Genomic DNA, 21,993 nt, shown 5'->3' with positions numbered 1-21,993 from the left:
CCTCAGAGGCCCCGGTGGTGCGCTCGGTCGGCGAACCGCTCCATCGCCTCGATCACCTCGACCGCCTGCCAGACGCGGTCGCGGGCACCCCGGCCGATCTGGTCGAGCACACCGTCCTCGACGAGCCGGTCGATCGCCACCTGGGCGTTCGCCGTCGTGACACCGAGCAGCTCTGCCGCGAGGCGCGAGTCGACGACCGGCCGCTCCACGAGGACGTCTGCAAGACGCCAGGCGGCCGCGCCGCGACGCGCCCGGACGGCGTCCGTCCATCGTCCGCGCGCGTCGGAGACGTCGCTCATCAGCTGGCGCGCGTTCTGCAGCGCAGGGAAGACCGCCTCGCACAGCTCGGTGACGATCGGTACAGGATTCCCGGAGCGAAAGGCGGTCAGCGCTGCGAAGTACCGCTCGGTCTCGGCGAGGAGCCCGGCCGAGATCGGCACGACAACATGCCGCGTCAGACCGGCGTGGCGGAGCTGGGCGTGCATCAGCGCTCGTCCGGTCCGCCCGTTGCCGTCCGGGAAGGGGTGGATGTTCTCGAACTGCGCGTGCGTGAGGGCCGCCTGGGCGAGCGCCGGCAGGTCGTCGCGTGCGATGAAGGAGGCGAGATCGTCCATCGCGCCCGGAACCAGATCGCTTCGCGGCGCCACGTAGTCCGCCCCGTGAGGGCTGCGAGCCGAGCCGCCGATCCACACGGCGGCGTCCCTCCACGCTCCGGAGGCGCCGGGCATGTGGTCACGCATCAGGACGTGGTGCATCGTCAGGATCGCGTCAGCGTCGAGCCGGTCGGCGACGTCGAGCGCCCGTGTCATGGCGCTGACGTTGGCGACGATCTCGTCGGCGTTGGCTCGTCCGCGACGACCCAGCTCTGCCAGCGCGATGGCCTTCGGCGACGAGGTCAGGTTCTCGATCTGCGACGAGCTGGCAGCTTCCGTCCTGAGCAGCAAGGAAGCGAACGACATCAGCGATCCGAGGGACTCGCCGTCCAGTCGGGCGACCTCGGCGCTCGCTTCGGCGACCAGCGCGGCCGTCGGACCGTCGAGCATGAGCTCGGCGCGGGCGATACGGGCTGGGACGGCTGCTTCGTACGGCCCACGACGGCGGCTCCTGCCCGCACGTGGACCGTACTCGCTGTCCGAGGACTCCCAGTCGAGGAGCTCGGTCCCGAACGACGGCCAGCTCGCATCCGATGACACGACCTCACGTTAACATCGGAAACACCAGGAAACGATGTTAACGGACCGTCGGACTACCGGATGTGGCCCCCGGGCCGCGTGCGGGTGAGGACGCCCACCCGGCGATCCGCCGGTTCCGCGCCTCGACGAAGTCGGTGGAGCGACGGAGGAACTCGGCGTACAGGGGTACTGGTGGTGGCTCCGCAGGGTCGGACTGTGCGTGTCGGGGTCGCGACCGCCCGAGTCGGTCCGGACGTCGAACGAGGTATCGATCTGCACGGTCGTCACTGTCCTTTCGCCGTCGGTGTCAGGCGGGAGGCCCAGAAGGTGTCGTCGCGCCAGTCGGCGGGAATGCCCATGCCCCGCAGCGGCACGTCAGGATGCTTGTCGAGGAGGTCGCTGAGCCGCTGAGCCCAGGACGACCGCGGGGAGACGACCACGAGGACGCTCTGCAGGGACGCGAGGACCGGGTACAGCCTCTTCCGGCGGTCCGGGACAGCGGTGAGGACCTCCGTGTCGCCGAGCCACTTGATGGTCGACGGCTTGGGGATCGCCGGGTAGACGCCGAGCCCGACGTTCCACAGCCGGCCGTGATGGGCGCAGATGTTGCGCACCCGCACGTAGGTCCGCAGCCAGGAGCTCAGTACCGGGGCCGCGAGGCCGAGCGGACGGGCGATGCGCTTCACGTTTGAGATCCTCGCGAGGTTCTGGACGAGGCTCGTCAGCTGCCCCAGGGTGAGGCTCTCCACCATCAGCCACGACGGCGGCAGCTCCGGCTCGCCGTAGGTGGTGAGGTAGTGCTCCATCGCCGACCGGTGGGAGAGGTCATCGACCAGGGAGTCCTCGCGGCCTCGGAGCTGGTCCCGACACGCTTTGCGGACGATGGCGAGCAACGTCCTGTGCTTCTCCCCGTCGCGGAAGTGCTGTGCCTCCGTGTACCAGAAGGGGCCACCGTGCTGCAGCGACATGGAAGACGTAGAGGCCGAGGACCTGGTCGAACGACGTGCCGTCGCGCAACTGTTCGGTGGACGGCGTGACGCGGAAGGGGATGAGGTATGGCGAGAACCGGTAGTAGCCGACATGCCTCAGGTAGCGCAGCGCGCGATCGCGATCGGGCACGACCAGACCACGGTCGATCATCCGGTCGACCAGGTCCTCGTGGTCGAGCGCCGGCTTCGTGTAGCGCCGGGTGCCTCGCGGGCGCACGGGCGGGGCCGTCGTCATCGACCACTCTCCGGGCAGAGAAAATCCCCCGATTTGCGCATCGTGGAGAGGCGTGGGGGATCTAGTGGTTCGAATCTACGCGTGGGGGCGACCAGGTGGCAAGAGCGCGCGCGGGCCCGTCGGGTGAACTCGGTCTCTGGACCCAGCGACCCGACAAGCTCCGCGCGATCGATCACAGCCCGGCCACCTCTGCGGCCTCCTCGACGCGGAGCCTGCCGGACATGAGGGCGGGCAGGAGACTGTCGCGCAGCGCCTCGAGACGTGGGAGCTCTCCACGGGCAGCCCGAGCAGCGGCAGCCAGAGCTTCCACCTGATTGACCAGCACCTCAGGCAGGTCGCGCGGGTCCGGGACGAGGACCTCCAGCATCTCGGTGGGCTTCACACGCTGGTGACTTCCCGATGTGCCGGCCACCATCCCCTCGAGCAACTTGCCGACCCGCGGCTGAGCGACCAAGGCCCACAGCAGGCTCGGTGAACCGTACCGGGGCATGAGAACGACGAACTCCGTCGAAGCGAGCGCCGGTATGTCGGACAGCTCGGCGAGGTTCCAGATGCGGGGGAATCGTGGGTTCAGCTTGGAGAAGAGCACTGACGGCGCATCAACGAGGAACTTCGAACTCTTGATCGTCGCCGGTGCGACCTCCTCGGGGCGTCCGTTCGCATCGAACGCAGGTAGCGAGTAGTGGGCGACGACCGGGTCGTCGAGCAGGGCCGGATCGACGCTCTGGCGCGAGATGTCAGCGATCGACCCCAGCGGGATCGCCGAGCTCTCCGGGGCGAGAAGTGCCAGCGTCAGCTCGTCGGCGGTGGTGGCGAGCTGGGTGTTGGCCGCGATCTTGTCGTCGAGGGCGCCCAGGACGTCGGCGATCGCGCGCTGCTCAGTCACGGGCGGAACAGTGATCCGTGCCGCACGGAGGTCCGCGAGGCTGATGTAGGGGGCCATGTCGGTGTTGCCCTGCAGGTATGCGGCTTGACTCAAGAACTCCGTCGACTGCAGCCAGTAGCGCAGGAACCGGGGGTCAAGCACATCCTGCTGGTGCACACGGAAGTAGCAGAGCTGGGGCGAATAGACCGCAGGCTCGTCGGCGCCAGGCATCACCGCAACGCGACCGACTGTTCCCTTGGTCGTCAGCAGCACGTCCCCCGCCACCGCGACCTTGGCACCCATCTGGACTTCGTAGTCGACTGACACGAAGTCGTCGCCATCCAGGTAGACCGCGCCGTCGCGAACATCAGCGACCCGAATGATCCGGTAGCCAGGTGTGCCGTGCTCGGAACGCTTTGTTCGATAGCCGTCTCCCATCGACAGAACGCCCCGCTTGGCGAGGCTGCCGATCGTCGCCTCAGCCACGAACCCTCCCGAGCTGTTCGCGGACGACCTTCTCGAGCCGCGCCGACTCGTCGAACTGCGCGAACAGCTCACCCGTCAGCCGCTCGATCTTGTCCTCGATGGGCTCGCCGTCGTCCTCGACCTCGGGTACGCCCACGTAGCGGCCGGGCGTCAGGGCGTAGCCGGCGTCCTTGATCTCGCCCAGCGTCGCCGAGTAACAGAACCCGGCCTCGTCGGCGTACTCGGCCCCACCAGCGGACTCGGTGCCGAGCCACGCGTGGTACGTCCCCGCGATCTTGGCGATGTCCTCCTCGGACAGCGCCCGCTCGGCGCGGTCGACCATGTGCCCGAGGTTCCGGGCGTCGATGAAGAGCACCTCGCCGGCCCGGGCTCCCTTGGCCTTGGCGAAGAACCACACGCACACCGGGATCCCCGTGGACCGGAAGAGCTGGGTCGGCAGCGCGACCATGCACGAGACGAGGTCCGCCTCGACGAGCTGGGCCCGGATCTCGCCCTCTCCCCCGGAGTTCGAGGACATCGAGCCGTTGGCCATCACCACGCCCGCGGACCCGCCCGGCGCCAGCTTGGACAGGATGTGCTGGATCCACGCGTAGTTCGCGTTGCCCGCGGGCGGCACGCCGTACTTCCAGCGCGCGTCGTCGGTGGCCCGCGCCCAGTCCTTGATGTTGAACGGCGGGTTGGCCATGACGTAGTCGGCCCGCAGGTCGGGGTGCAGGTCGCGGGCGAACGTGTCGCCCCAGCGCGGCCCGAGGTCCCCCGTCAGCCCGTGCACGGCCAGGTTCATCTTGGCCATGCGCCAGGTGCGCTCGTTGAGCTCCTGCCCGACGACGCTGATCGCCTGCGGATTCGCGCCGTGCCGCTCGAGAAACTTCTCGGCCTGCACGAACATGCCGCCCGACCCGCACGCCGGGTCGTACACGCGCCCGGCGTACGGCTCGAGCATCTCCACGAGCACACGCACCACGCCCGGCGGCGTGTAGAACTCGCCACCGCGCTTGCCCTCGGCGGCGGCGAACTTGCCGAGGAAGTACTCGTACACCTCGCCGAGCACGTCGCGCGCCCGGGAGACCTTCTCGCCGTCGACGCCGACGCCGGTGAACCGCGCCGAGGAGAACAGGTCGACGAGCTCGCCGAGCCGCCGCTGGTCGACGTTGTCCTTGTTGAAGAGCGTCGGCAGGGTGCCTGCGAGCGACGGGTTCGCCCCCATGACGTGGCTCATCGCGTCGTCGACGAGCTGGCCGATCGAGGCCTCGTGCTCGTCGAGCGTCGCCACCCGCCCCTTGGCGTGCTGAGCCAGATAGCCCCACCGCGACCGCTCCGGCACCCAGAACACGCCGGCGCTGCGGTACTCGTCGACGTCCTCGAGCAGCGGCTCGGCGTCCTCGGCGCTCAGACCGTCGGCGAGGCACTCGGCGAGGATCGCCTCGCGCCGCTCGGCGAAGGCGTCCGAGACGTACTTGAGGAACACCAGCCCCAGGATCACGTCCTTGTACTGGCTGGCGTCCATCGACCCGCGCAGCTTGTCGGCCGCCTTCCAGAGCGTGTCCTTCAGCTCCTTCATGGTGGTCGCCGTGGCGACCGACGGTGTGGGGGCCTTCGTCCTCGGTGGCACTCGCAGTTCCTTCCTCACAGGGGGTCGCCCCCATCCAAGCGCATGCCGACGACACCCGCGGTCACGCCGTCGGCCAGGGTCCCGGCGAGCTCGTCCAACGCGAGGAGCTCGCGGCGTGCCGCCGCGGCGCGCTCGCTCACCGTGCGCAGGACGCGTGCGACCTCGTCGGCCTGGTCGGCCGGCACCAGCCGCGTCTCCCAGGCCCGCCACCACTTGGCGCCGGAGGGCTGGGCGGTGACGTCCCGGGCCAGGACCGCCGGCACGACGACGGCGTCGGGGGTCACGCCGTCGGCCGTCGGCGCCGGGGGCAGGACCCGCAGGATCTGCGCGGGGTACTCGACGACGGAGAACCCGTCGTGGTCGACGACGGCGACCGGGTAGGGGGCCACGGTGAAAACCACGTCGCCCGGCTCGGTGAGGCGCCCGGACGGGTTGGACGCGACCAGGCGGAGCCGGTCGACGCCGCGCGTCCCCCACTCCCGCTGCCCGGTGAGCTCAGGGACACCGACCACCCGGAGCAGCGCGGCGTCCCGCGAGGGCGCGTCCACCACCAGGTCCGGGTCGACCCGGTTGCCGGCGAGCTGCTTCAGGCGGCGTTGCTCGGTGAGGGCCCACAGCGGCGCCCTGCGCACCCCGGTGGCCGCACTGCGCCGGACCGCGAGGCCGAGCGGTGGCCGCGGACCGCCGTCGAGCGCCGCGCCGAGCTCGCGGATCCGCAGGGCCGTCGCGCCGTCGTCCTCCCGGATGCCGGAGATCGGCCGGCGCCCGGCCGCGACGATGCTGCCGCCTGCGGCGAGCAGCGGTGCCATCCGGACGAACCGAGCGAACCGGAAGGCGTGCGAGGCCACGTCCCGCGGCCCGCCGAGTGATGCGGCGACGTCGGTGAGCAGGTCCTCCACGATGGTCGCGTCGAGGAGCTCGGGTACGGAGCGGTCGGACAGATCGGCGACCATCGTCCACCGCTCGGCGATGGCGACGCCGGAGGGCGGGGCGCCCAGGACCCACAGCGCGAGTCGTTGCCGCGAGCGGTCCACGATCATGCCCGGCGGCAGCAGGACCACGGCACGCAGCTTCTCGGTCCGCAGCAACCCGGAGCGGACCGACTCGGCGGCACCGTCCAGGGCGTCGGTGAGTGCGTTCGCGGGGCCGACGACGACGGCCCGCTGATGCTCGCCCAGCCCGAGGACGAGCTCCTCGAGCTGGGCCAGGACCTCCAGGACGGGCTGCTCGGGCGAGCCCGTCGGAGGAAGCTGCGAGACGACGAGGGCGTCGCCCGGCGGGAGCGGCGTGGCGCCGTCGGCGGTGAGCGTCCCGACGTCCCAGCCGTGCGCCACCAGCCGCCGCCTCGCGGCCCGGTGCCCCCGCGGGAGGAGCGCCGTCGGGACGTCGATGCCGTCGTGGGCTGCCAGCACCGCACGCAGGAGGTCGCCGGCGCCGGGGTACGGGTCGGCGACCGGGCCGTCCTCGTGGATCTGTGCCGCCACGCGTGCCGCCAGGCGCAGCGCCGTCGGAACGAGGGCCGACGCCGGCACCTGACGTCGTGCGCGGTGGTGGCCGTCGGCCAGGGCGTCGGCGGCGCGCCCAGGCGTGTACGCGGCATCGGCCGCGAGGTCGGCCAGCTCGGCCGCGGTGCGCAGGTCCCGGCCCAGGTCCGCGGTCTCGGTGTAGAGGAAGGCGTCCTCGGGGTCCAGCTCGTCCGCGAGGTCGAGCAGGTCGTCGGCGTCGAGGTCCCCGAGCGGACGCTCGGCCAGGTCCTTGAGGCAGAACATGGCGGCCAGACCGTCCTGCAACCGGCGCGCACGGTCCGGGTCGGTCACGGCGAACGACGCCCGCAGCGCGACGTCGGCGCGGAAGTGCGGGTTGTTGCCCCGCCCGGTCGCCTCGACCCAGTCGGCGACGTCGACCGCGCGGAAGCGCAGCGAGCCGTCGGGACCCTCGGCCACGGGTGCGGGGAACGGCCGGTCCGCCGCGGCGTAGCGGCGGCGCCACGTCGAGACGACGGGCCGCTCGACCTGTGCGATCTCGGCGACGTCGGGCATGGAGACCACGAGCTGGTCCATCACGGCCGGGGTGCCGACCTCGGGCGGCGTGGGCTCGGTGTGCATGCGGGTGAGCCTAGCCGGGGTCATGGACATCCCGCGCTCAAGGCCGCGATATGGCCCCTTATCGCGTTCTAGTTCCCGACCGCGCCCATGTCGCTGCGACGGTTTCGGCATCCCCGAACGAAGGAGCAGCGATGACCGCCATCGCCCCGCAGCCGGCCGCCGGCCCCGCCGGCACCCCCGTCCGCTCCCGCACCCGGAACCTGCGGGCAGCAGGTCCCCGGAGCACCCCGCTCTGACCGACCGGCTCCGGCTCCCCGCCCGCGTGGCCGAGCGACTCTCTGAAAGGAACGACCATGTCCGAGAACCCCGAGCCGTCCGGTGCCGGCGTGCACCGCCGTCGGCGCATCACGACGATCACGCTCGCCGTGCTGCTCGTCGCCGCACTCGGTTACGGCATCAGCGCCGGCGTCGCCAACGCCCGGTGGGCGGACCGCGCCGACGAGCTCGAGTCCGACCGCGCCGACCTGACCGCTGCGCTGGCCGAGGCCGAGGACGGCGAGGCCACCGCCGTCGAACGGGCCGAGGAGGCCGAGGCGGCGAACGCCGAGCTGACCGAGGCCGCCGAGGAACGGCAGTCCGAACTGGACGAGCGCACCGCAGCGCTCGACCGGCGCGAGCAGGACGTCTCCGACCGCGAGGACGCCGTGGCGAAGACCGAGAAGCGCATCGCCGCGAACCGGATCTCCGACGGCACCTGGACCGTGGGTGACGACGTCGAGCCCGGCACCTACCGCATCACCGAGGCGGTGACGGGCGACTGCTACTGGGCCGTCTACCGCTCCGGCACGAACAAGGACGACATCGTCGCCAACGACATCGTCTCCGGCGGGTTCCCCACCGTCACCCTCCGCGACGGCCAGGACTTCGAGTCCAGCCGGTGCGGCACCTGGGACAAGCAGTAACACCACCGATCGAGAGAGGACCCCTCATGTCCACCCCCTTCCCGCAGGCGCCTGCGCCTGCCCCGGCCCGCTCCAACGGGCTGGCCGTCGCCGGGTTCGTCACCGGGCTCGTGTCCCTGGTCCTGTGCCTGGTGCCGATCCTGAACAACCTGGTGTTCCTCACCGCGCTGGTCGGCCTGGTGCTCGCGATCGTCGGCCTCGTCAAGACACGTCGCGGTGCGCCCCGCCGGGGTCTGGCGATCGCCGGGATCGTCCTGTCCGTGCTCGCCGGCATCGGCGTCCTGGCCTCGCAGGCGTTCTACAGCTCGGTGCTCGACGACGTCTCCGAGTCCCTGGACGACACCCCGACCTCGGACGGTGCCGCAGCGAGCGCCGAAGGGCAGTCCTCGGACGATGACGCCGACACCGACGCGCAGTCGGCTGCGGAGGAGCCCGAGCCCGCAGCCGAGGCGGGCACCCGTGACAACCCCTACGGGTTCTCCGAGACCGTCGGGAACGAGGAGTGGACGGTCGACCTGGGCAAGCCGCACGAGGCGTGGGGCGAGATCCGTGCCGAGAACGAGTTCAACGACGCTCCCGCTGACGGCATGGAGTACTGGATCGTGCCCGTCGAGGCCACGTACACCGGCAGTGAGACCGGTACCCCGTGGGTCGACCTGACGGTCGAGTTCGTCGGTGACGACAACGTCACGTACAGCGACTACTGCGGGGTGATTCCGGACGACCTCGACGAGGTCGACGAGCTCTACGAGGGCGGCACCGGGAAGGGCAACGTCTGCGTGGTCGTCCCGGCCGGCGCCGAGGGCTCCTGGACGCTGACCGCCGGCTGGTTCTCCGACCCGGTGTTCTTCCGCACCACGGGCTGACGGGCTCCTTCTGACCGGGCGCGCCGGACCGACCCCCGAGGGTCCGGCGCGCCCGGCCTCGTGTCCACGATCTCGTCGTCCGTCCGGACGGCATGGTCGGCGCCGAGTCAGGCCGCCGACGCGAGCGCCTCCAGCCGCCCCACCATCGCGGAGGCCGGCGGCAGGGCGGCCATGTCCGCAGCGAGCCCCCGCGCCACGGCGCGCAACGCCGGATCGGACAGGACCCGACGCACCCCTGCTGCGAGCTGCTCGCGGAAGGTGTCGTCGGTGGTGACCAGTACCCCGGCGCCGATCTCGGCCAGACGCCGGGCGTTGGCCCACTGGTCCGTGGAGAACAGGGGCACCGCGACCTGGGGCACGCCCGCGGCGAGCGCCGCCGTCGTCGTGCCGAAGCCGCCGTGCCCGACGACGACCGCCGCGTGCGGCATGACGGCGGCCTGGTCCCACCACCGCACCACCCGGGCGTTGGCCGGCCAGGGACGCAGCCCGTCGGGGTCGACGCCGCGCCCGACCGTCAGCAGGACACGCACCTCCAGGGGTGCCAGCGCGCCCAGCATTGCAGCGAAGGTGTCCGCGGTGCCGGGCATCGTCCCGGCGACCGACCCGAGGCTGACGTAGACGAGCGGGTCGTCCGGCCGCCCCCAGGGCGGCAGCTGCGTCCCGGCAGCCGGTGCCGCAGGCGCCGCGACGGCCCGGTAGCGCTCGACGGCGCGCGGTGCCGGTACCGCCACCGGGTCGAACGACGCCGGCAGGGTCGTGAAGGAGGGCGCGGTGCGCAGGGCTTCGAGGAGGGAGGCGCCGGCGAGTCCGACGCGGTCGGCGAGCACGTCCAGCGGCTCGGCGACGTCGGGCGCCACCTCGTCGACGAACGTGTCGAGCGCGATGGCGGCGACGGCGTGCGGCACGCCCTCGGCCTCGGCCGCGGCGAGCGAGGCGAGCTCGGCCGGGTCGCGGACCACCAGCTGGGGGCGCCACGTGCGGACCGCGTCGACGACACCTGACAGCGCCGCGCCCCCGTCGAGGTGCCCGAAGACGTCTCGCAGGACCCTCCGGTCGGCCTCCTGCACCGAGAGCCCTGCCATCTCGGCGAACACCCGACCCACGGCCGCCCGCGAGGGCTCCCCGAACGGCACGGGGTCCAGGCCCGCCGCGGTGACCTGTTCGGCGAAGCTCCGTGGCGCCGACACGCGCACCTCGTGCCCGGCCTCCGCCAGGGCGCGAGCGAGGGGCACCTGGGGCAGGAAGTGCCCGAGGTTCCCGGTGGTCGCGAACAGCACCCGCACGTTCTCCACGCTAGGTCGACCGCCCGCGGCTCGCCGTGCGCACCGGCCGCGCGCACGGACCAGTCGCGCGGGCCGCGCACGGACCGGCCGCACGGCGCCGCGCGGCGGGACGGCCACCCCCAGGCCGGGAGCCTGTGGACGACGCCTGCGGAGACGGTGCCATCGGCGCGAGGGTGTCGGCATGGACCTCACTCCTGCACCCGTCAGCCCCGGCGACCTCGTCGTCACCGACGCCGACCGCCTCGCACTGGCCACCACGCTCGCCCGGGCGGCCCTGCCCCGCAGCCGCACCCTCGGCCTGACCTGGATCGACGACCGCGACCGCGCGTCGGGGGTCGCCGTCCCCGTGCGCGGCGTCCCCGAGATCCCGAGCACCGAAGACGCGGCCCGTCTCGGCATGGTGATCGCCTCGGTGACCGAGCAGTCGGCGGCCGGCGGCAGCGTCGTCGCCGTCCTGTGCCGGCCGGGCGAGACCACCATCGGCGACGGCGACCGCGCCTGGAACCTCGCGCTGCGCGAGCAGTCCGCGACGCACGGCTTCCGCCTCCACGGCCTGTTCGTGGCCGCGGGCGGCACGGTGCGACCGCTGACGATGGACGACGCCCTCACGGGATGACGGCGCCGACGGCCGGACGTAGCGTCGGGCCATGTCGAGCATCTCGAAGGGCGATCCCGCGGGCGAGGTCTTCGCCGTGGTCGTCGCCGAGCACGTCCGCCGCATCGAGCAGCGGGTCCCGGCCGCCCTGGCCGACGAGCCCGACGGCGTGCACCGTCTGCGCACGGCCGTCCGGCGGCTGCGCACCGTGCTGGCCGTCTACCGACCGGTGTTCGACCGCGACGAGGCGGCCATGCTGCGCAGCAGGCTGGCCGAGCTCGGTGCCGTCCTGGGCGCCGTCCGGGACCTGGAGGTGCGTCGGGAGGACGTCGAGTCCGTCGGCCGGTCGGCGCGCGTCCCGCTGGCAGCGCGCCGCCACCTGCTCGAGGCCCTCGACGAGCGCCATGCCCTGGCGCACCGCGAGCTCGTCGCGTGGTGCACCGGTCCCGAGATGACGCGGCTGACGGCCGACCTCGTCCGATGGGCCGCCGGCCCGCCGGCGGGCCCGAAGGCCGCTGAGCCCGCCCGGAAGCTGGCCCGGAAGCGCCTGCGCAAGGCGGCGCGGAGGGCGCTGCGTGCCGCGGACGACGTCGACCTGAGCCGCTGGCGCGACGCCGACGGCGACGAGCGCGACCACCTGCTGGCCCAGGCGCACCGGCTGCGCAAGGCGGGCCGTCGGGTGTCGCACGCCGCCCGCGCCGTGACCCGCGGGCCGGCCAAGATCCTCGGGAGCGGGGCACGCGAGCTCGGGGCCGCCGGCAAGGAGCTGCAGTCGAGCCTCGGCGACCACCGCGACGGGCTCCTGCTCGCCGCCTTCGTCACCGCCGTCGCCGAGTCGGTGGCCGACGACGGCGGGGACCGGCGGCCGTACGACCGGCTCGCCCGCGCTGCGGCCCGCCGCGGGGCCGCACGGCTCGACGCCGCGGACGAGGCCGTCGCGCGCCTGCGGTCCGCCGTCGGGTAAGGCCCCCGGCCGGACGACGCGCTCAGGTCCGGACGGGCCGGGCGGTCGCGACGTCGTCGACGACGTCGACGATCATCTGCAGGTTCGCGATCAGAGCCCCGTACAGCGGCCACAGCTTGCCGGAGAGGTCCTCGGTCGAGAGGTCGTCCGCCAGGGAGCGCAGGTCGCGCCGCAGGGCGGCGAGCTCCGGCTCGGGGTCGGCCACGCGGCGCCCCGCCTCGGCGAGCAGGTCCGTGTACCGCTCGTGGAATCGCGCGTCCCACGTCTGGGCGTCGCGGTCGGACTCCCGGACGAGGCGCGCGATGCTCTGCGTCTGGGACACCCCTTCCTCGAGACGGACGAGCACCTGGGGGTAGTCCTGGATCTGCTCGGCGGGGTGACGTCGCCGCCGCGGGTTCCACGAGCCGCTCTCCAGCGCGGTGCCCACGAGCCGCCAGGCGTGGTTGATGTCCGCGGTGATCCCCCGGGTGCGTTCGATCCAGTCGTCCTCCTCCTGCTCCTCCTGGGGCCGACGCAGCTGGACGGCCATGTCGCCGAGCAGGGCACCCAGCTTCCGGTCGATCGCGTCGATCTGCTGCTGGGCGCTGCGGTCGTTGAGCGGAGGCAGGACGGCGAGGTTGACGATCAGCGCGACGACGACGCCGATGGCGGTGGCGAGCAGCCGGTCGGGCAGGAGCTCGATCGTGTGCTCGGTCGAGGCGTGGTAGCCGGTGGTGATGACGAACAACGCGGTGGTCGCCACGGTGACACCCTCGTCGCGGTACACCGGGACGCGGGCCAGGACCATACCGACCAGCAGCGCCAGCCCGAACGACCACACCGAGGACCCGAGCACCTGGACCACGACCAGCGACAGCAGGACGCCGGTCGCGACCGCGAGCACCGTCTGCGCCCCGCGCCAGAACGTGCGGTACACCGAGGCGTGGACCGTCAGCAGCGCGACCCAGGGCGCGAGGAACGCCTGCTCGAGGCCGAGCACCATCTCGGCCAGACCCCAGGCGACCGTGGCGGCCACCACGGACTTGGTGGTCTGCAGCAGGTCGGTCTGGTTCGTCGGGGAGGACCACCACGCTCCGACACGGTCGAGCACGCTGTTCTGCTGGTTCGGCATGCTCCCAGTCAACTCGACCACGCGCCGCCGCGCTCGGGACGGACAGGGTGCGCCGGCCCGGCGTCGTGGATCTCGGGGGACGCCGGGCCAAAACCCGCGAAAACAGCCATAGCGGGCGCCCCGGGGGCTGCGGAGGCCCTGCCGGGGGCGAAAATGCTGGACAACCCGCCTCCGCGCCCCTACTTTCGTCGTGACGGACGCCACAGCACGCCCGTCCGGCGGTCCTGCCCGGACCGCCGCCGCACGAGACGCCGACCCATCGAGGAGCCGCCGAGCGCTCACCGGCCGCCAGGCCCGTGGGCACCGCACCAGGAAGGGAGCAGGACCGTGGCCGACGTGCTGGTCCTCAACGCCGGCTACGAGCCGCTGCACCGTGTGTCGATGAAGCACGCCATCACGATGCTGGTGCGTGAGGTGGCCGTCGTCGAGGAATCGGTCGAGGGCGTCCAGTTCGGCCCCTTCCCCCTCCCCCGCGTCCTGCGCCTGGTCCGCTACGTCACGATGCGGTGGCTGTACCGCGGCGGCGGGCGCCCACCCGTCACCAAGGAGGGTGTCAAGCGCCGGGACGGCGAGTGCGCCTACTGCGGCGGCCCCGCACAGACGGTCGACCACGTCGTGCCCCGCTCCCGCGGTGGCGACAGCTCGTGGCTCAACCTCGTCGCGGCGTGCACCGTGTGCAACCACCGCAAGGCGGACCGCACGCCGGTCGAGGCCGGCATGCCGTTGCACCTGACGCCGTACGTGCCGCCGGTCGACCACGGTCTGGCGCGGCGTCGTCGTCGGGCCAGATCACTGGCTGCCTGAGTCCGGCGGCACCAGCCTGCACGGATCCACCGCACCGGCACGCCACCGCGTCCCGAGATCGGCAGGCTGCCCACCTCGGGACGCGGTCCGGGACGGACGCGGGCTCAGATCCCGCCCGTGGGCTCCCACCGCGACTGCTCGTCCTCGACGACCGGCGCGTCGGACGCCGACCCCGCCACAGCGGGCTCCAGGTCGACGCGGATCGCGCCCGTCACGGGCTGCGGGACGGCGGGACCCTGCGCGTCGAGCACCCGGGACGCGACCACGGTGCTGCCGAAGTTGGCGTGGCACTCGGTGCAGTACCACTCGGGTGCCGGGACGGGGACCTCGAACCCGCCGTAGACCACGTCGGGCTCGGCGCTGACGACGTCGTCGTGGAACGTCATGCCCCACACGATGCGCTTGGTCCGACCCCGCACGCCGCAGCCCGGGCACTGGGGCCGCAGGCGGGACCGCTGGGCGGAGACGGAGTGGGCGTGCATGAGGTCGTGGCACGGGCGGCACATCAGGTGCACGTCGCGCACGACCTGCTCGAGCGTGCGCCCGCCCGCGGTGGTCGTGCCGAGGCGTACCGCGCCGTCGTCGTGCACCTGCAGCTCGTGGACGTCCACGAACCGCTCGCACGTCGCGCAGCGCTCCTCGCGGCGCATCGCCCACCCGCTCACGGCGCGGTGACCGATGATGCGCAGGACGTGCACGTCGGAGGCCGCCTCGCCGGCACCGCAGTCGCCGGGGTCGATGGTGTGGACCGGGCCGTCGTGGAACTGGTTGGCGATGCCGTCCAGCACCGCGCGGGCGTGCTCGGCGGGGAGCCAGCCGGAGGAGCCGAGGTAGGCGTCCGCCCCGTCGAAGAGGTCGGCCCAGACGATCGGCCGGTCGGGCCCGAACAGCTCGTCGGTGATCCAGGAGTCGCCGTCCGAGGCGCCCATCAGCTCCACGGACGCGACCACGCCGGCGTCACCCAGCACGGTCACCACGACGTCGCCCCGCTTGGGGCCGTCGGGACCGCCCGGCAGGGCGTGCTCACGGGAGTTGGTCGCGATGGCGATGGACTCGCGCAGCCAGTCGGTGGACCAGTTCAGGTACACGGACGGCACGAGCCAGGCCGGCAGCGACGACACGGACGGGAAGGCCTCTGCTTCGGTGCTCACGAAGGGCAACATAGCCGGTCGGTGCCCCTGGCGACACCCCCGGCACCGATCGGACCGGCACCGCCGGGGCCGCTCCGGGGGCCCCGGCGGCCGGGCGCGGCACGGCACCGCACGACGGCGGCGGTCAGCCCCGCAGCGCGTCCGCCTCGGCGTCGGTGAACAGTCGCGACCTGATGAGGAACCGCACTCCCTCGGGCGCCTCGACGCTGAACCCCGCCCCCCGGCCGGGGACCACGTCGATGGTCAGGTGGGTGTGACTCCAGTACTCGAACTGCGCCCGGCTCATCCACACCGGGACGGTGAAGGTCCCGGGATCGTCCGTGCCGCCGTCGGCCACCGTCAGGTCGCCGAGGTGCACGTCCGCGTCGCCCGTGAGGAAGTCGCCCGCCGGGAAGCACATGGGGCTGGACCCGTCGCAGCATCCGCCGGACTGGTGGAACATCAGGTCGCCGTGCCGGCGCCGCAGCCGAGCGAGCAGCTCGGCCGCGGCGTCGGTGACGGCGACGCGGGCGGGGCGCGGCCGGGCGTCGACCGTGCCGTCGTCGTGCGTCGTCATCTCTCCCCCGGCCTAGAAGAACCCGTCGCGCACGCCGGAGTAGCTGACGAGCAGGTTCTTGGTCTGCTGGTAGTGGTCGAGCATCATCTTGTGGTTCTCGCGGCCCACACCGGACCCCTTGTAGCCGCCGAATGCCGCGGCCGCCGGGTAGGCGTGGTAGCAGTTGGTCCACACGCGACCGGCCTCGATGGCCCGACCGGCCTTGTACGCCGTCGTCCCGTTGCGGGTCCACACGCCGGCCCCGAGGCCGTACAGCGTGTCGTTGGCCGTCTTGATCGCGTCGTCGAAGTCGGCGAAGTCGGTGACCGACACGACCGGCCCGAAGATCTCCTCCTGGAAGATCCGCATGGAGTTCTTGCCCTCGAAGATCGTGGGCGTCACGTAGTACCCGCCGGACAGGTCGCCACCGAGGTCGGCCCGCTCCCCTCCGGTGAGGACCTTGGCACCCTCGGCCTTGCCGATGTCGATGTACGACAGGATCTTCTCGAGCTGGTCGTTGGAGGCCTGCGCCCCGACCATCGTGTCGGTGTCCAGGGGGTTGCCCTGGACGGCGGCCTCGGTGCGCTGCAGGGCGTCGCCGAGGAACTGGTCGTAGATGTCGGACTGGATGAGCGCCCGCGACGGGCAGGTGCACACCTCGCCCTGGTTGAAGGCGAACATGGTGAAGCCCTCGAGCGCCTTGTCGTAGAAGTCGTCCCGTTCCGCCGCGACGTCGGAGAAGAACACGTTCGGGCTCTTGCCACCCAGCTCCAGGGTCACCGGGATGATGTTCTGCGAGGCGTACTGCATGATGAGCCGGCCCGTGGTGGTCTCCCCGGTGAACGCGATCTTGCGCACGCGCGACGACGACGCGAGCGGCTTGCCCGCCTCCGCGCCGAACCCGTTGACCACGTTGACCACGCCGGGCGGCAGCAGGTCCCCGATGATGTCCATCAGGTAGAGGATCGAGGCCGGGGTCTGCTCGGCCGGCTTGAGCACGACGGCGTTGCCCGCCGCGAGCGCCGGCGCCAGCTTCCAGGTGGCCATGAGGATCGGGAAGTTCCACGGGATGATCTGCCCGACGACGCCGAGCGGCTCGTGGAAGTGGTAGGCGATGGTGTCGCCGTCGATCTCGGAGACCGACCCCTCCTGGGCGCGGATGGCGCCGGCGAAGTAGCGGAAGTGGTCCACGGCGAGCGGGATGTCGGCGCCGAGGGTCTCGCGGACCGCCTTGCCGTTCTCCCAGCACTCGGCGACGGCGATCTTCTCCAGGTTCGCCTCGATGCGGTCCGCGATCCGGTTCAGGACGTTGGCCCGTTCGGTGGCCGACGTGCGGCCCCAGGCCGGTGCGGCGCCGTGGGCGGCGTCGAGCGCCCGCTCGATGTCGTCGGCGTTGCCGCGCGCGACCTCGCAGAAGGTCTGCCCGGTGACGGGGCTCGGGTTCTCGAAGTACTCGCCGCTCGACGGCGGGACGTACTCGCCGCCGATCCAGTGGTCGTAACGGCTGCGGAACTCGACGATCGACCCGGGCTGCCCCGGGGGCGTGTAGACGGACATGCTGCCTCCTCGCAGTGCTCACCTCGCCGCGGCCGTGCCGGGTCCTCGGGCCGGCGGGCGTCGACGACGGCGCCTCGTCGCGCCGTGCTCCTGACGTTAGGGCGCGGGCGTTGCAGCACCGTTGCACCGGTGGCGGCTCAGCGCAGGGCGGCGTCCACGACGGCCAGGTGAGCCCGCGCGCGGCTCCACCGGGGTCCGCCCTGCGGGGCGCGCCGGACCAGGAGACGCCACGCCTCGACGTCGTCGGCGCCGTCGTCGGTGCGGGTCCACGCGTCGAGCGTCTCGGCGTCGCCACCGGCCAGGACGGCGGTGCGCACCTCGGCGGCGAGCTCGGCGCGCACCCGCTCGACGCCGGGGGCCACCGAGCGCGGCAGCAGCGGTCCGGTGTAGGCGGCCAGGGCGGCGGGCACGTCCCCGGCGGCGAGGTGGGCGCGCACGACGTCGACGTCGGCGCGCACGTGCGGGGCCAGCCGGTAGGGGCGCGATCCCGTCACCAGGTCCCGGGCGACGCGGCGCAGGCGGGAGATCTCGGCGCGCACGGTGACCTCGGACAGGTCTCCGGGGTGCAGCAGGACGGCGAGCTCGTCGGCGGCCAGGCCCCGGGGGTGCTCGCCGAGCAGCGCGAGGATCTCGGCGTGCCTGCCGGAGAGCCGGTGCAGACCGTCGGGCCGTCGCAGCGCGGGTGGCCCGAGCAGCGTGAGCTCGCTGGTGGCGGGCCGGGGGGCCGTCGTCGGGGTGGGCGCTGCCGTGCCCGCAGCCGTCCGGGCGGCGATCTCCCGCTCCAGGCTGGCGACGGTGGCGCGCACCAGGGAGAGCGCGACGTGCGAGCCCGCGGCACGACCCCCGGTGACGTCCAGCACGCCGAGCACCCGGCCGTCGGCGGCCCGGATCGGGGCGGCGGCGCAGTTGAGGGACTGCACGGAGCGGGAGTAGTGCTCGGCCCCGAGGACCTGCACCGCGCGCCGGGTGGCGAGCGCCGTGCCGGGGGCGTTCGTGCCGACGTCCTCCTCGCGCCAGACGGCACCGGCTGCGAAGCCCAGGCGTTCGGCCGAGGTGCGGGTGCGGGCGTCGCCCTCGACCCACAGGAGGCGGCCGACGTCGTCGGACACGGCGACCACGAGGCCGTCGTCGCGGGCGGGCTCGACGACGAGCTCGCGCACGAGCGGCATGAGTGGTCGCAGCGGGTGCGACGAGCGGTACTCCTCGAGCTCGGCCGGGTCCAGCCCACCGGCGCCACGGGGGTGCTCCGGGTCGACGCCGGAGCGCAGGCTGCGCCGCCAGGACGCGGCGACGAGGGGGTCGATACCGGCGGGGAGGGACCCGCTGCCGAGGAACGAGTCGTAGGCGGAGAGCACCCAGCGCCGGTCGCGGCGGACGGCGCCACGGGCGGTCCGGGGGCGCACGCCGTCGTCCGTGGTCTCCCGGGGTGCGGGGCGGTCCAGCATGGCGCCTCCGACGTCGTCGTGCGGTGGTGTGGCCAGTCTAGGACCTGACGGCGCACGACCCGGCCCCACGCATCTCAAATGCTGGTCCCATATCGTGGACGGAAGGTGTCGTGGCGGACCGGTGCCTGCCTAGGGTGTGCTCGGACCAGCCCGCACGTGCCCCGATGGAGGACCACCATGCCCGCACCGCTCGACCCGAACCCCCGTCTGCAGGAGTACGCGCACCCCGAGCGCCTCGTGACCACCGAGTGGCTCGCCGAGCACCTCGACGACCAGGACCTCGTCGTCGTGGAGTCCGACGAGGACGTGCTGCTCTACGAGACCGGGCACCTCCCCGGCGCGGTGAAGATCGACTGGCACACCGACCTGCTGCTGCCGGTCGAACGCGACTACCTCGACGGCCCCGGCTTCGCCGAGCTGCTCGGCTCCAAGGGCATCGGCCGCGACACCACCATCGTGCTCTACGGCGACAAGAACAACTGGTGGGCCGCCTACACCGCCTGGGTCTTCACGCTGTTCGGCCACGCGGACGTGCGTCTGCTCGACGGCGGCCGCAACCTCTGGGTCGCCGAGGGCCGGGAGCTCACCACGGACGTCCCGGCGCCCGCGCCCGCCGAGTACCCCGCCGTCGACCGCGACGACACCACCTTCCGCGCCTTCAAGGAGGACGTGCTCGCCCACCTGGGCTCCGGGCCGCTGGTGGACATCCGCTCCCCGCAGGAGTTCACCGGGGAGCGCCTGCACATCCCCGACTACCCCGAGGAGGGCGTGCTGCGCGGCGGCCACATCCCCACGGCCGCCAACGTGCCGTGGGCCACCGCCGTGGCCGAGGACGGCACCTACAAGCCGCGTGCCGAGCTCGAGGCGATCTACCTCGACGGCGGGCTGGGGATCCAGGCCGACGACAAGGTCATCACCTACTGCCGCATCGGCGAGCGTTCCAGCCACACCTGGTTCGCCCTGCACTTCCTGCTCGGCATCCCGGACGTGCGCAACTACGACGGCTCGTGGACCGAGTGGGGCAACGCCGTGCGCGTGCCGATCGTCGCGGGCGCGGAGCGCGGCGAGGCCCCGGCCGCCTGACCACGAAGCCCCCCGACCTCGCGGGGTAGGCAACCCCACCGCGAGGTAGGCAACCCCAGCGCGAGGTAGGCAACCTCACCGCGGGGTAGGTGCCTACCTCGAGGGAAGGTTGCCTACCCCGAAGGAAGGTTGCCTACCCCGAGGGGAAGTTGCCTACCCCGCGCGGATCTAGGAGAAACTGGAGCCATGACCGACGCCGTGACCGCCGAGCTGCCCGATTCGCTCGCCGAGATCCGCGAGGACTTCCTCGCCCTGTCCGAGCCCGACCGGCTGCAGCTCCTGCTGGAGTTCTCCCGCGAGCTGCCGGAGCTGCCGGAGCGCTACGCCCTGGCCCCGGGACTGCTCGAGAAGGTCGAGGAGTGCCAGTCGCCCGTGCGCGCGTTCGCCGAGGTCGACGGCGAGGTCGTGCACTTCTACGCCTCCGCCCCGCAGGAGGCGCCCACGACCCGGGGGTTCGCCTCGATCCTCGCCCAGGGGCTGTCCGGGCTCAGCCCGCAGCAGGTCCTCGACGTCCCCGAGGAGTTCCCGCTGCAGCTCGGCCTGACCCGCGCGGTCAGCGCCCTGCGGCTCAACGGGATGGCGGGCATGCTCACGCGGGCCAAGCGCCAGGTCGTCGAGCAGCTCGCCGCCTCCTGACGGTCCCGATCGCGCGCGCCGCGCGCTTCCGTAGCCTGGGCGCGTGAGCCTCACCAGCGTCCTGCTCCTGCTCGGCGGGTTCGTGCTGCTGGTCGCCGGTGGCGAGGCCCTGGTCCGGGGGGCGGCCTCCCTGGCGCGGGCGGTGGGGATGTCGGCGCTGGTGGTCGGTCTGACCGTCGTGTCCTTCGCGACCTCCAGCCCCGAGCTCGCCGTCAGCGCCGGGGCCGCCCTGTCGGGTTCGGCCGGGCTGGCCGTCGGCAACGTCGTCGGCAGCAACATCGCCAACATCCTGCTGGTCCTCGGGATCTCGGCGCTCGTCGTCCCCCTCGCCGTGACGTCACGCCTGGTCCGCACCGACATCCCCGTGATGGTGGGGATGTCCGTCCTCGCCCTCCTCCTCGCGCTCGACGGGACCCTCAGCACGCTCGACGGCGTCCTGCTGCTCGGCGTCCTGGTCACCTATCTCGTGGTCGTCACGGTCCGGGCGCGACGGGCCGCCCCGTCCCGGTCGCACCCGCCGGAGTCCAGGACGGGAGCGCCCGGCACCTCGGCACCGCGGAGTCGCCGCCGGGCTACCCGCGCCCGGTCGATCGCCCTGGACATCGCCCTCGTCGCCGCGGGCGTGGCGCTGCTGGTGACCGGCGCACAGCTCCTGGTCGACGGCGCCACGCAGATCGCGACGGCGTTCGGGGTCAGCGACCTGGTGATCGGCCTGACCGTCGTCGCCGTCGGCACCTCCCTGCCGGAGCTGGCCACGAGCATCATCGCCGTCACCCGGGGCGAGCGAGACCTGGCCGTGGGCAACATCGTCGGCAGCAACATCTTCAACATCGGAGCCGTGCTCGGGCTCACCGCGATCGTCGCGCCGGGTGGCGTCGGCGTGGACCCGGCCGCCGTGCGCTTCGACCTGCCGCTCATGGTGGCCGTCGCCGTGGCCCTGGTGCCCGTGGCCCTGACCGGACAGGCGATCGTGCGCTGGGAGGGTGCGCTGTTCGTCGGGCTCTACGTCGCCTACCTCGCGTTCGTCCTGCTGGCGGCCACCGACCACGAGGCCCTGCAACCGTTCAGCGCGGCGTTCTTCGGGTTCGTGCTGCCCGTGACCGGGGTCTGGCTCGTGGCCCTGGCCGCCTACGAGCTCGGGCTGCGGCGAGGACGGCGTCAGGTGTGACAGAGTTGGTGCCATGACGGTGCTCGTGGCCTACCACGCCTCTCCCCACGGCGAGGCGGCAGTCCGGACCGCGGTGGAGGAGGCGCGCCGGCGCGCCCTGCCGCTGCACGTGCTGGTCCTCGACCCGCAGCCCGCCGACGCCGCCACCCCCGAAGCGCTCGCGTCGCTGCTGGCCGCCTCCGACGGCGCCGGCCGGGCGACGGGTGAGCAGGCCGACGGGTCACCCACCGTCGCCTACCGCCCCGAGGGCACCGAGCCCGCGGACGCGATCCTCGACGAGGCCGAGGCCGCCGGCGCGACGCTCGTCGTCGTCGGGTCGCGCAAGCGGTCCAGCCAGGGCACCTTCCTCATGGGCACCACCACCCAGCGGGTCCTGCTGGACGCCTCCGTGCCCGTGCTCGTGGTCAAGGACGCGTACGACTCCTGACC

General features: G+C 72.9%; 20 protein-coding genes and 1 pseudogene. 9 read left to right on the top strand and 12 right to left on the bottom strand.

Annotation, left to right across the window (positions count from 1 at the left end):
• Window positions 1-2: 2 nt before the first annotated feature.
• The 6 genes and pseudogenes from ACIQLL_RS05580 to ACIQLL_RS05555 form a co-directional block, all read right to left on the bottom strand.
• Window positions 3-1,193, bottom strand: coding sequence for a Fic family protein (locus ACIQLL_RS05580; RefSeq protein WP_402464175.1), 1,191 nt, complete (start codon window positions 1,191-1,193; stop codon window positions 3-5).
• 263 nt (window positions 1,194-1,456) lie between these two features.
• Window positions 1,457-2,140 carry an Abi family protein gene (locus ACIQLL_RS05575; RefSeq protein WP_402464173.1) on the bottom strand — a complete coding sequence of 228 codons (684 nt, stop codon included), beginning with the start codon at window positions 2,138-2,140 and terminating at the stop codon, window positions 1,457-1,459.
• A 58-nt stretch (window positions 2,141-2,198) separates the two neighbouring features.
• A pseudogene (locus ACIQLL_RS05570) lies at window positions 2,199-2,312 on the bottom strand (Abi family protein); the annotation flags it as partial.
• A 256-nt stretch (window positions 2,313-2,568) separates the two neighbouring features.
• Window positions 2,569-3,747, bottom strand: a complete 1,179-nt coding sequence (locus ACIQLL_RS05565; protein ID WP_402464171.1) for a restriction endonuclease subunit S — start codon at window positions 3,745-3,747, stop codon at window positions 2,569-2,571.
• On the bottom strand, window positions 3,740-5,308 hold the full coding sequence (locus ACIQLL_RS05560; RefSeq protein WP_449768904.1) for a class I SAM-dependent DNA methyltransferase: 1,569 nt from the start codon (window positions 5,306-5,308) through the stop codon (window positions 3,740-3,742). The genes ACIQLL_RS05565 and ACIQLL_RS05560 overlap by 8 nt, the downstream gene beginning before the upstream one ends.
• 65 nt (window positions 5,309-5,373) lie before the next feature.
• The gene (locus ACIQLL_RS05555) at window positions 5,374-7,464 is read right to left on the bottom strand and encodes a hypothetical protein (protein ID WP_402464167.1); all 2,091 of its coding nucleotides are present in this window, start codon (window positions 7,462-7,464) and stop codon (window positions 5,374-5,376) included.
• Window positions 7,465-7,757: 293 nt separating this feature from the next.
• On the opposite strand from ACIQLL_RS05555, the gene ACIQLL_RS05550 reads away from it, so the two are divergent.
• Window positions 7,758-8,366 carry a hypothetical protein gene (locus ACIQLL_RS05550; RefSeq protein ID WP_402464165.1) on the top strand — a complete coding sequence of 203 codons (609 nt, stop codon included), beginning with the start codon at window positions 7,758-7,760 and terminating at the stop codon, window positions 8,364-8,366.
• A 26-nt stretch (window positions 8,367-8,392) separates the two neighbouring features.
• Entirely contained in the window at window positions 8,393-9,232 is an 840-nt protein-coding gene (locus ACIQLL_RS05545) for a DUF4190 domain-containing protein (RefSeq protein WP_402464163.1), read from the top strand.
• A 107-nt stretch (window positions 9,233-9,339) separates the two neighbouring features.
• Here the strand turns inward: ACIQLL_RS05545 and ACIQLL_RS05540 are convergent, their stop codons facing one another.
• A complete protein-coding gene (locus ACIQLL_RS05540; protein WP_402464161.1) occupies window positions 9,340-10,515 on the bottom strand; it encodes a glycosyltransferase in 1,176 nt (391 codons plus the stop codon).
• A gap of 181 nt (window positions 10,516-10,696) precedes the next feature.
• Between ACIQLL_RS05540 and ACIQLL_RS05535 the strand changes: the two genes are divergently transcribed.
• Both ACIQLL_RS05535 and ACIQLL_RS05530 read left to right on the top strand, forming a co-directional pair.
• The gene (locus ACIQLL_RS05535; protein ID WP_402464159.1) at window positions 10,697-11,131 is read left to right on the top strand and encodes a hypothetical protein; all 435 of its coding nucleotides are present in this window, start codon (window positions 10,697-10,699) and stop codon (window positions 11,129-11,131) included.
• 31 nt (window positions 11,132-11,162) lie between these two features.
• Complete coding sequence (locus ACIQLL_RS05530; protein ID WP_402464157.1) at window positions 11,163-12,074, top strand: CHAD domain-containing protein; 912 nt, start codon at window positions 11,163-11,165, stop codon at window positions 12,072-12,074.
• A gap of 22 nt (window positions 12,075-12,096) precedes the next feature.
• Here the strand turns inward: ACIQLL_RS05530 and ACIQLL_RS05525 are convergent, their stop codons facing one another.
• A complete protein-coding gene (locus ACIQLL_RS05525) occupies window positions 12,097-13,185 on the bottom strand; it encodes an FUSC family protein (RefSeq protein WP_402464155.1) in 1,089 nt (362 codons plus the stop codon).
• A gap of 327 nt (window positions 13,186-13,512) precedes the next feature.
• Between ACIQLL_RS05525 and ACIQLL_RS05520 the strand changes: the two genes are divergently transcribed.
• Window positions 13,513-13,989, top strand: coding sequence for an HNH endonuclease (locus tag ACIQLL_RS05520; protein ID WP_402464153.1), 477 nt, complete (start codon window positions 13,513-13,515; stop codon window positions 13,987-13,989).
• Window positions 13,990-14,093: 104 nt separating this feature from the next.
• Here the strand turns inward: ACIQLL_RS05520 and ACIQLL_RS05515 are convergent, their stop codons facing one another.
• The 4 genes from ACIQLL_RS05515 to ACIQLL_RS05500 all read right to left on the bottom strand — a co-directional run bounded on the left by ACIQLL_RS05515 (window position 14,094) and on the right by ACIQLL_RS05500 (window position 18,677).
• Window positions 14,094-15,140, bottom strand: a complete 1,047-nt coding sequence (locus ACIQLL_RS05515) for a hypothetical protein (RefSeq protein ID WP_402464151.1) — start codon at window positions 15,138-15,140, stop codon at window positions 14,094-14,096.
• Window positions 15,141-15,264: 124 nt separating this feature from the next.
• The gene (locus ACIQLL_RS05510; RefSeq protein WP_402464149.1) at window positions 15,265-15,696 is read right to left on the bottom strand and encodes a DUF779 domain-containing protein; all 432 of its coding nucleotides are present in this window, start codon (window positions 15,694-15,696) and stop codon (window positions 15,265-15,267) included.
• Between the two features lie 12 nt (window positions 15,697-15,708).
• Entirely contained in the window at window positions 15,709-17,232 is a 1,524-nt protein-coding gene (gene exaC, locus ACIQLL_RS05505) for an acetaldehyde dehydrogenase ExaC (RefSeq protein WP_402464147.1), read from the bottom strand.
• Window positions 17,233-17,369: 137 nt separating this feature from the next.
• Complete coding sequence (locus tag ACIQLL_RS05500; protein WP_402464145.1) at window positions 17,370-18,677, bottom strand: GAF domain-containing protein; 1,308 nt, start codon at window positions 18,675-18,677, stop codon at window positions 17,370-17,372.
• 177 nt (window positions 18,678-18,854) lie between these two features.
• Here ACIQLL_RS05500 and ACIQLL_RS05495 point away from each other — a divergent pair, with 177 nt between their 5' ends.
• The 4 genes from ACIQLL_RS05495 to ACIQLL_RS05480 all read left to right on the top strand — a co-directional run bounded on the left by ACIQLL_RS05495 (window position 18,855) and on the right by ACIQLL_RS05480 (window position 21,991).
• On the top strand, window positions 18,855-19,760 hold the full coding sequence (locus ACIQLL_RS05495) for a sulfurtransferase (RefSeq protein ID WP_402464143.1): 906 nt from the start codon (window positions 18,855-18,857) through the stop codon (window positions 19,758-19,760).
• A gap of 186 nt (window positions 19,761-19,946) precedes the next feature.
• Window positions 19,947-20,396: a SufE family protein gene (locus ACIQLL_RS05490; protein WP_402464141.1), complete on the top strand. Its 450-nt coding sequence runs from the start codon at window positions 19,947-19,949 to the stop codon at window positions 20,394-20,396.
• 43 nt (window positions 20,397-20,439) lie between these two features.
• On the top strand, window positions 20,440-21,564 hold the full coding sequence (locus ACIQLL_RS05485; protein ID WP_402464140.1) for a calcium/sodium antiporter: 1,125 nt from the start codon (window positions 20,440-20,442) through the stop codon (window positions 21,562-21,564).
• 13 nt (window positions 21,565-21,577) lie between these two features.
• Window positions 21,578-21,991, top strand: coding sequence for a universal stress protein (locus tag ACIQLL_RS05480; RefSeq protein WP_402464138.1), 414 nt, complete (start codon window positions 21,578-21,580; stop codon window positions 21,989-21,991).
• Window positions 21,992-21,993 lie beyond the last annotated feature (2 nt).

It is taken from the genome of Isoptericola aurantiacus, assembly GCF_044769875.1.
GTDB classification, from domain to species: Bacteria; Actinomycetota; Actinomycetes; order Actinomycetales; family Cellulomonadaceae; genus Isoptericola; species Isoptericola aurantiacus.
Note: the sequence above shows the minus strand (reverse complement) of the source record. Positions and strands in the feature narration are given on the sequence as shown.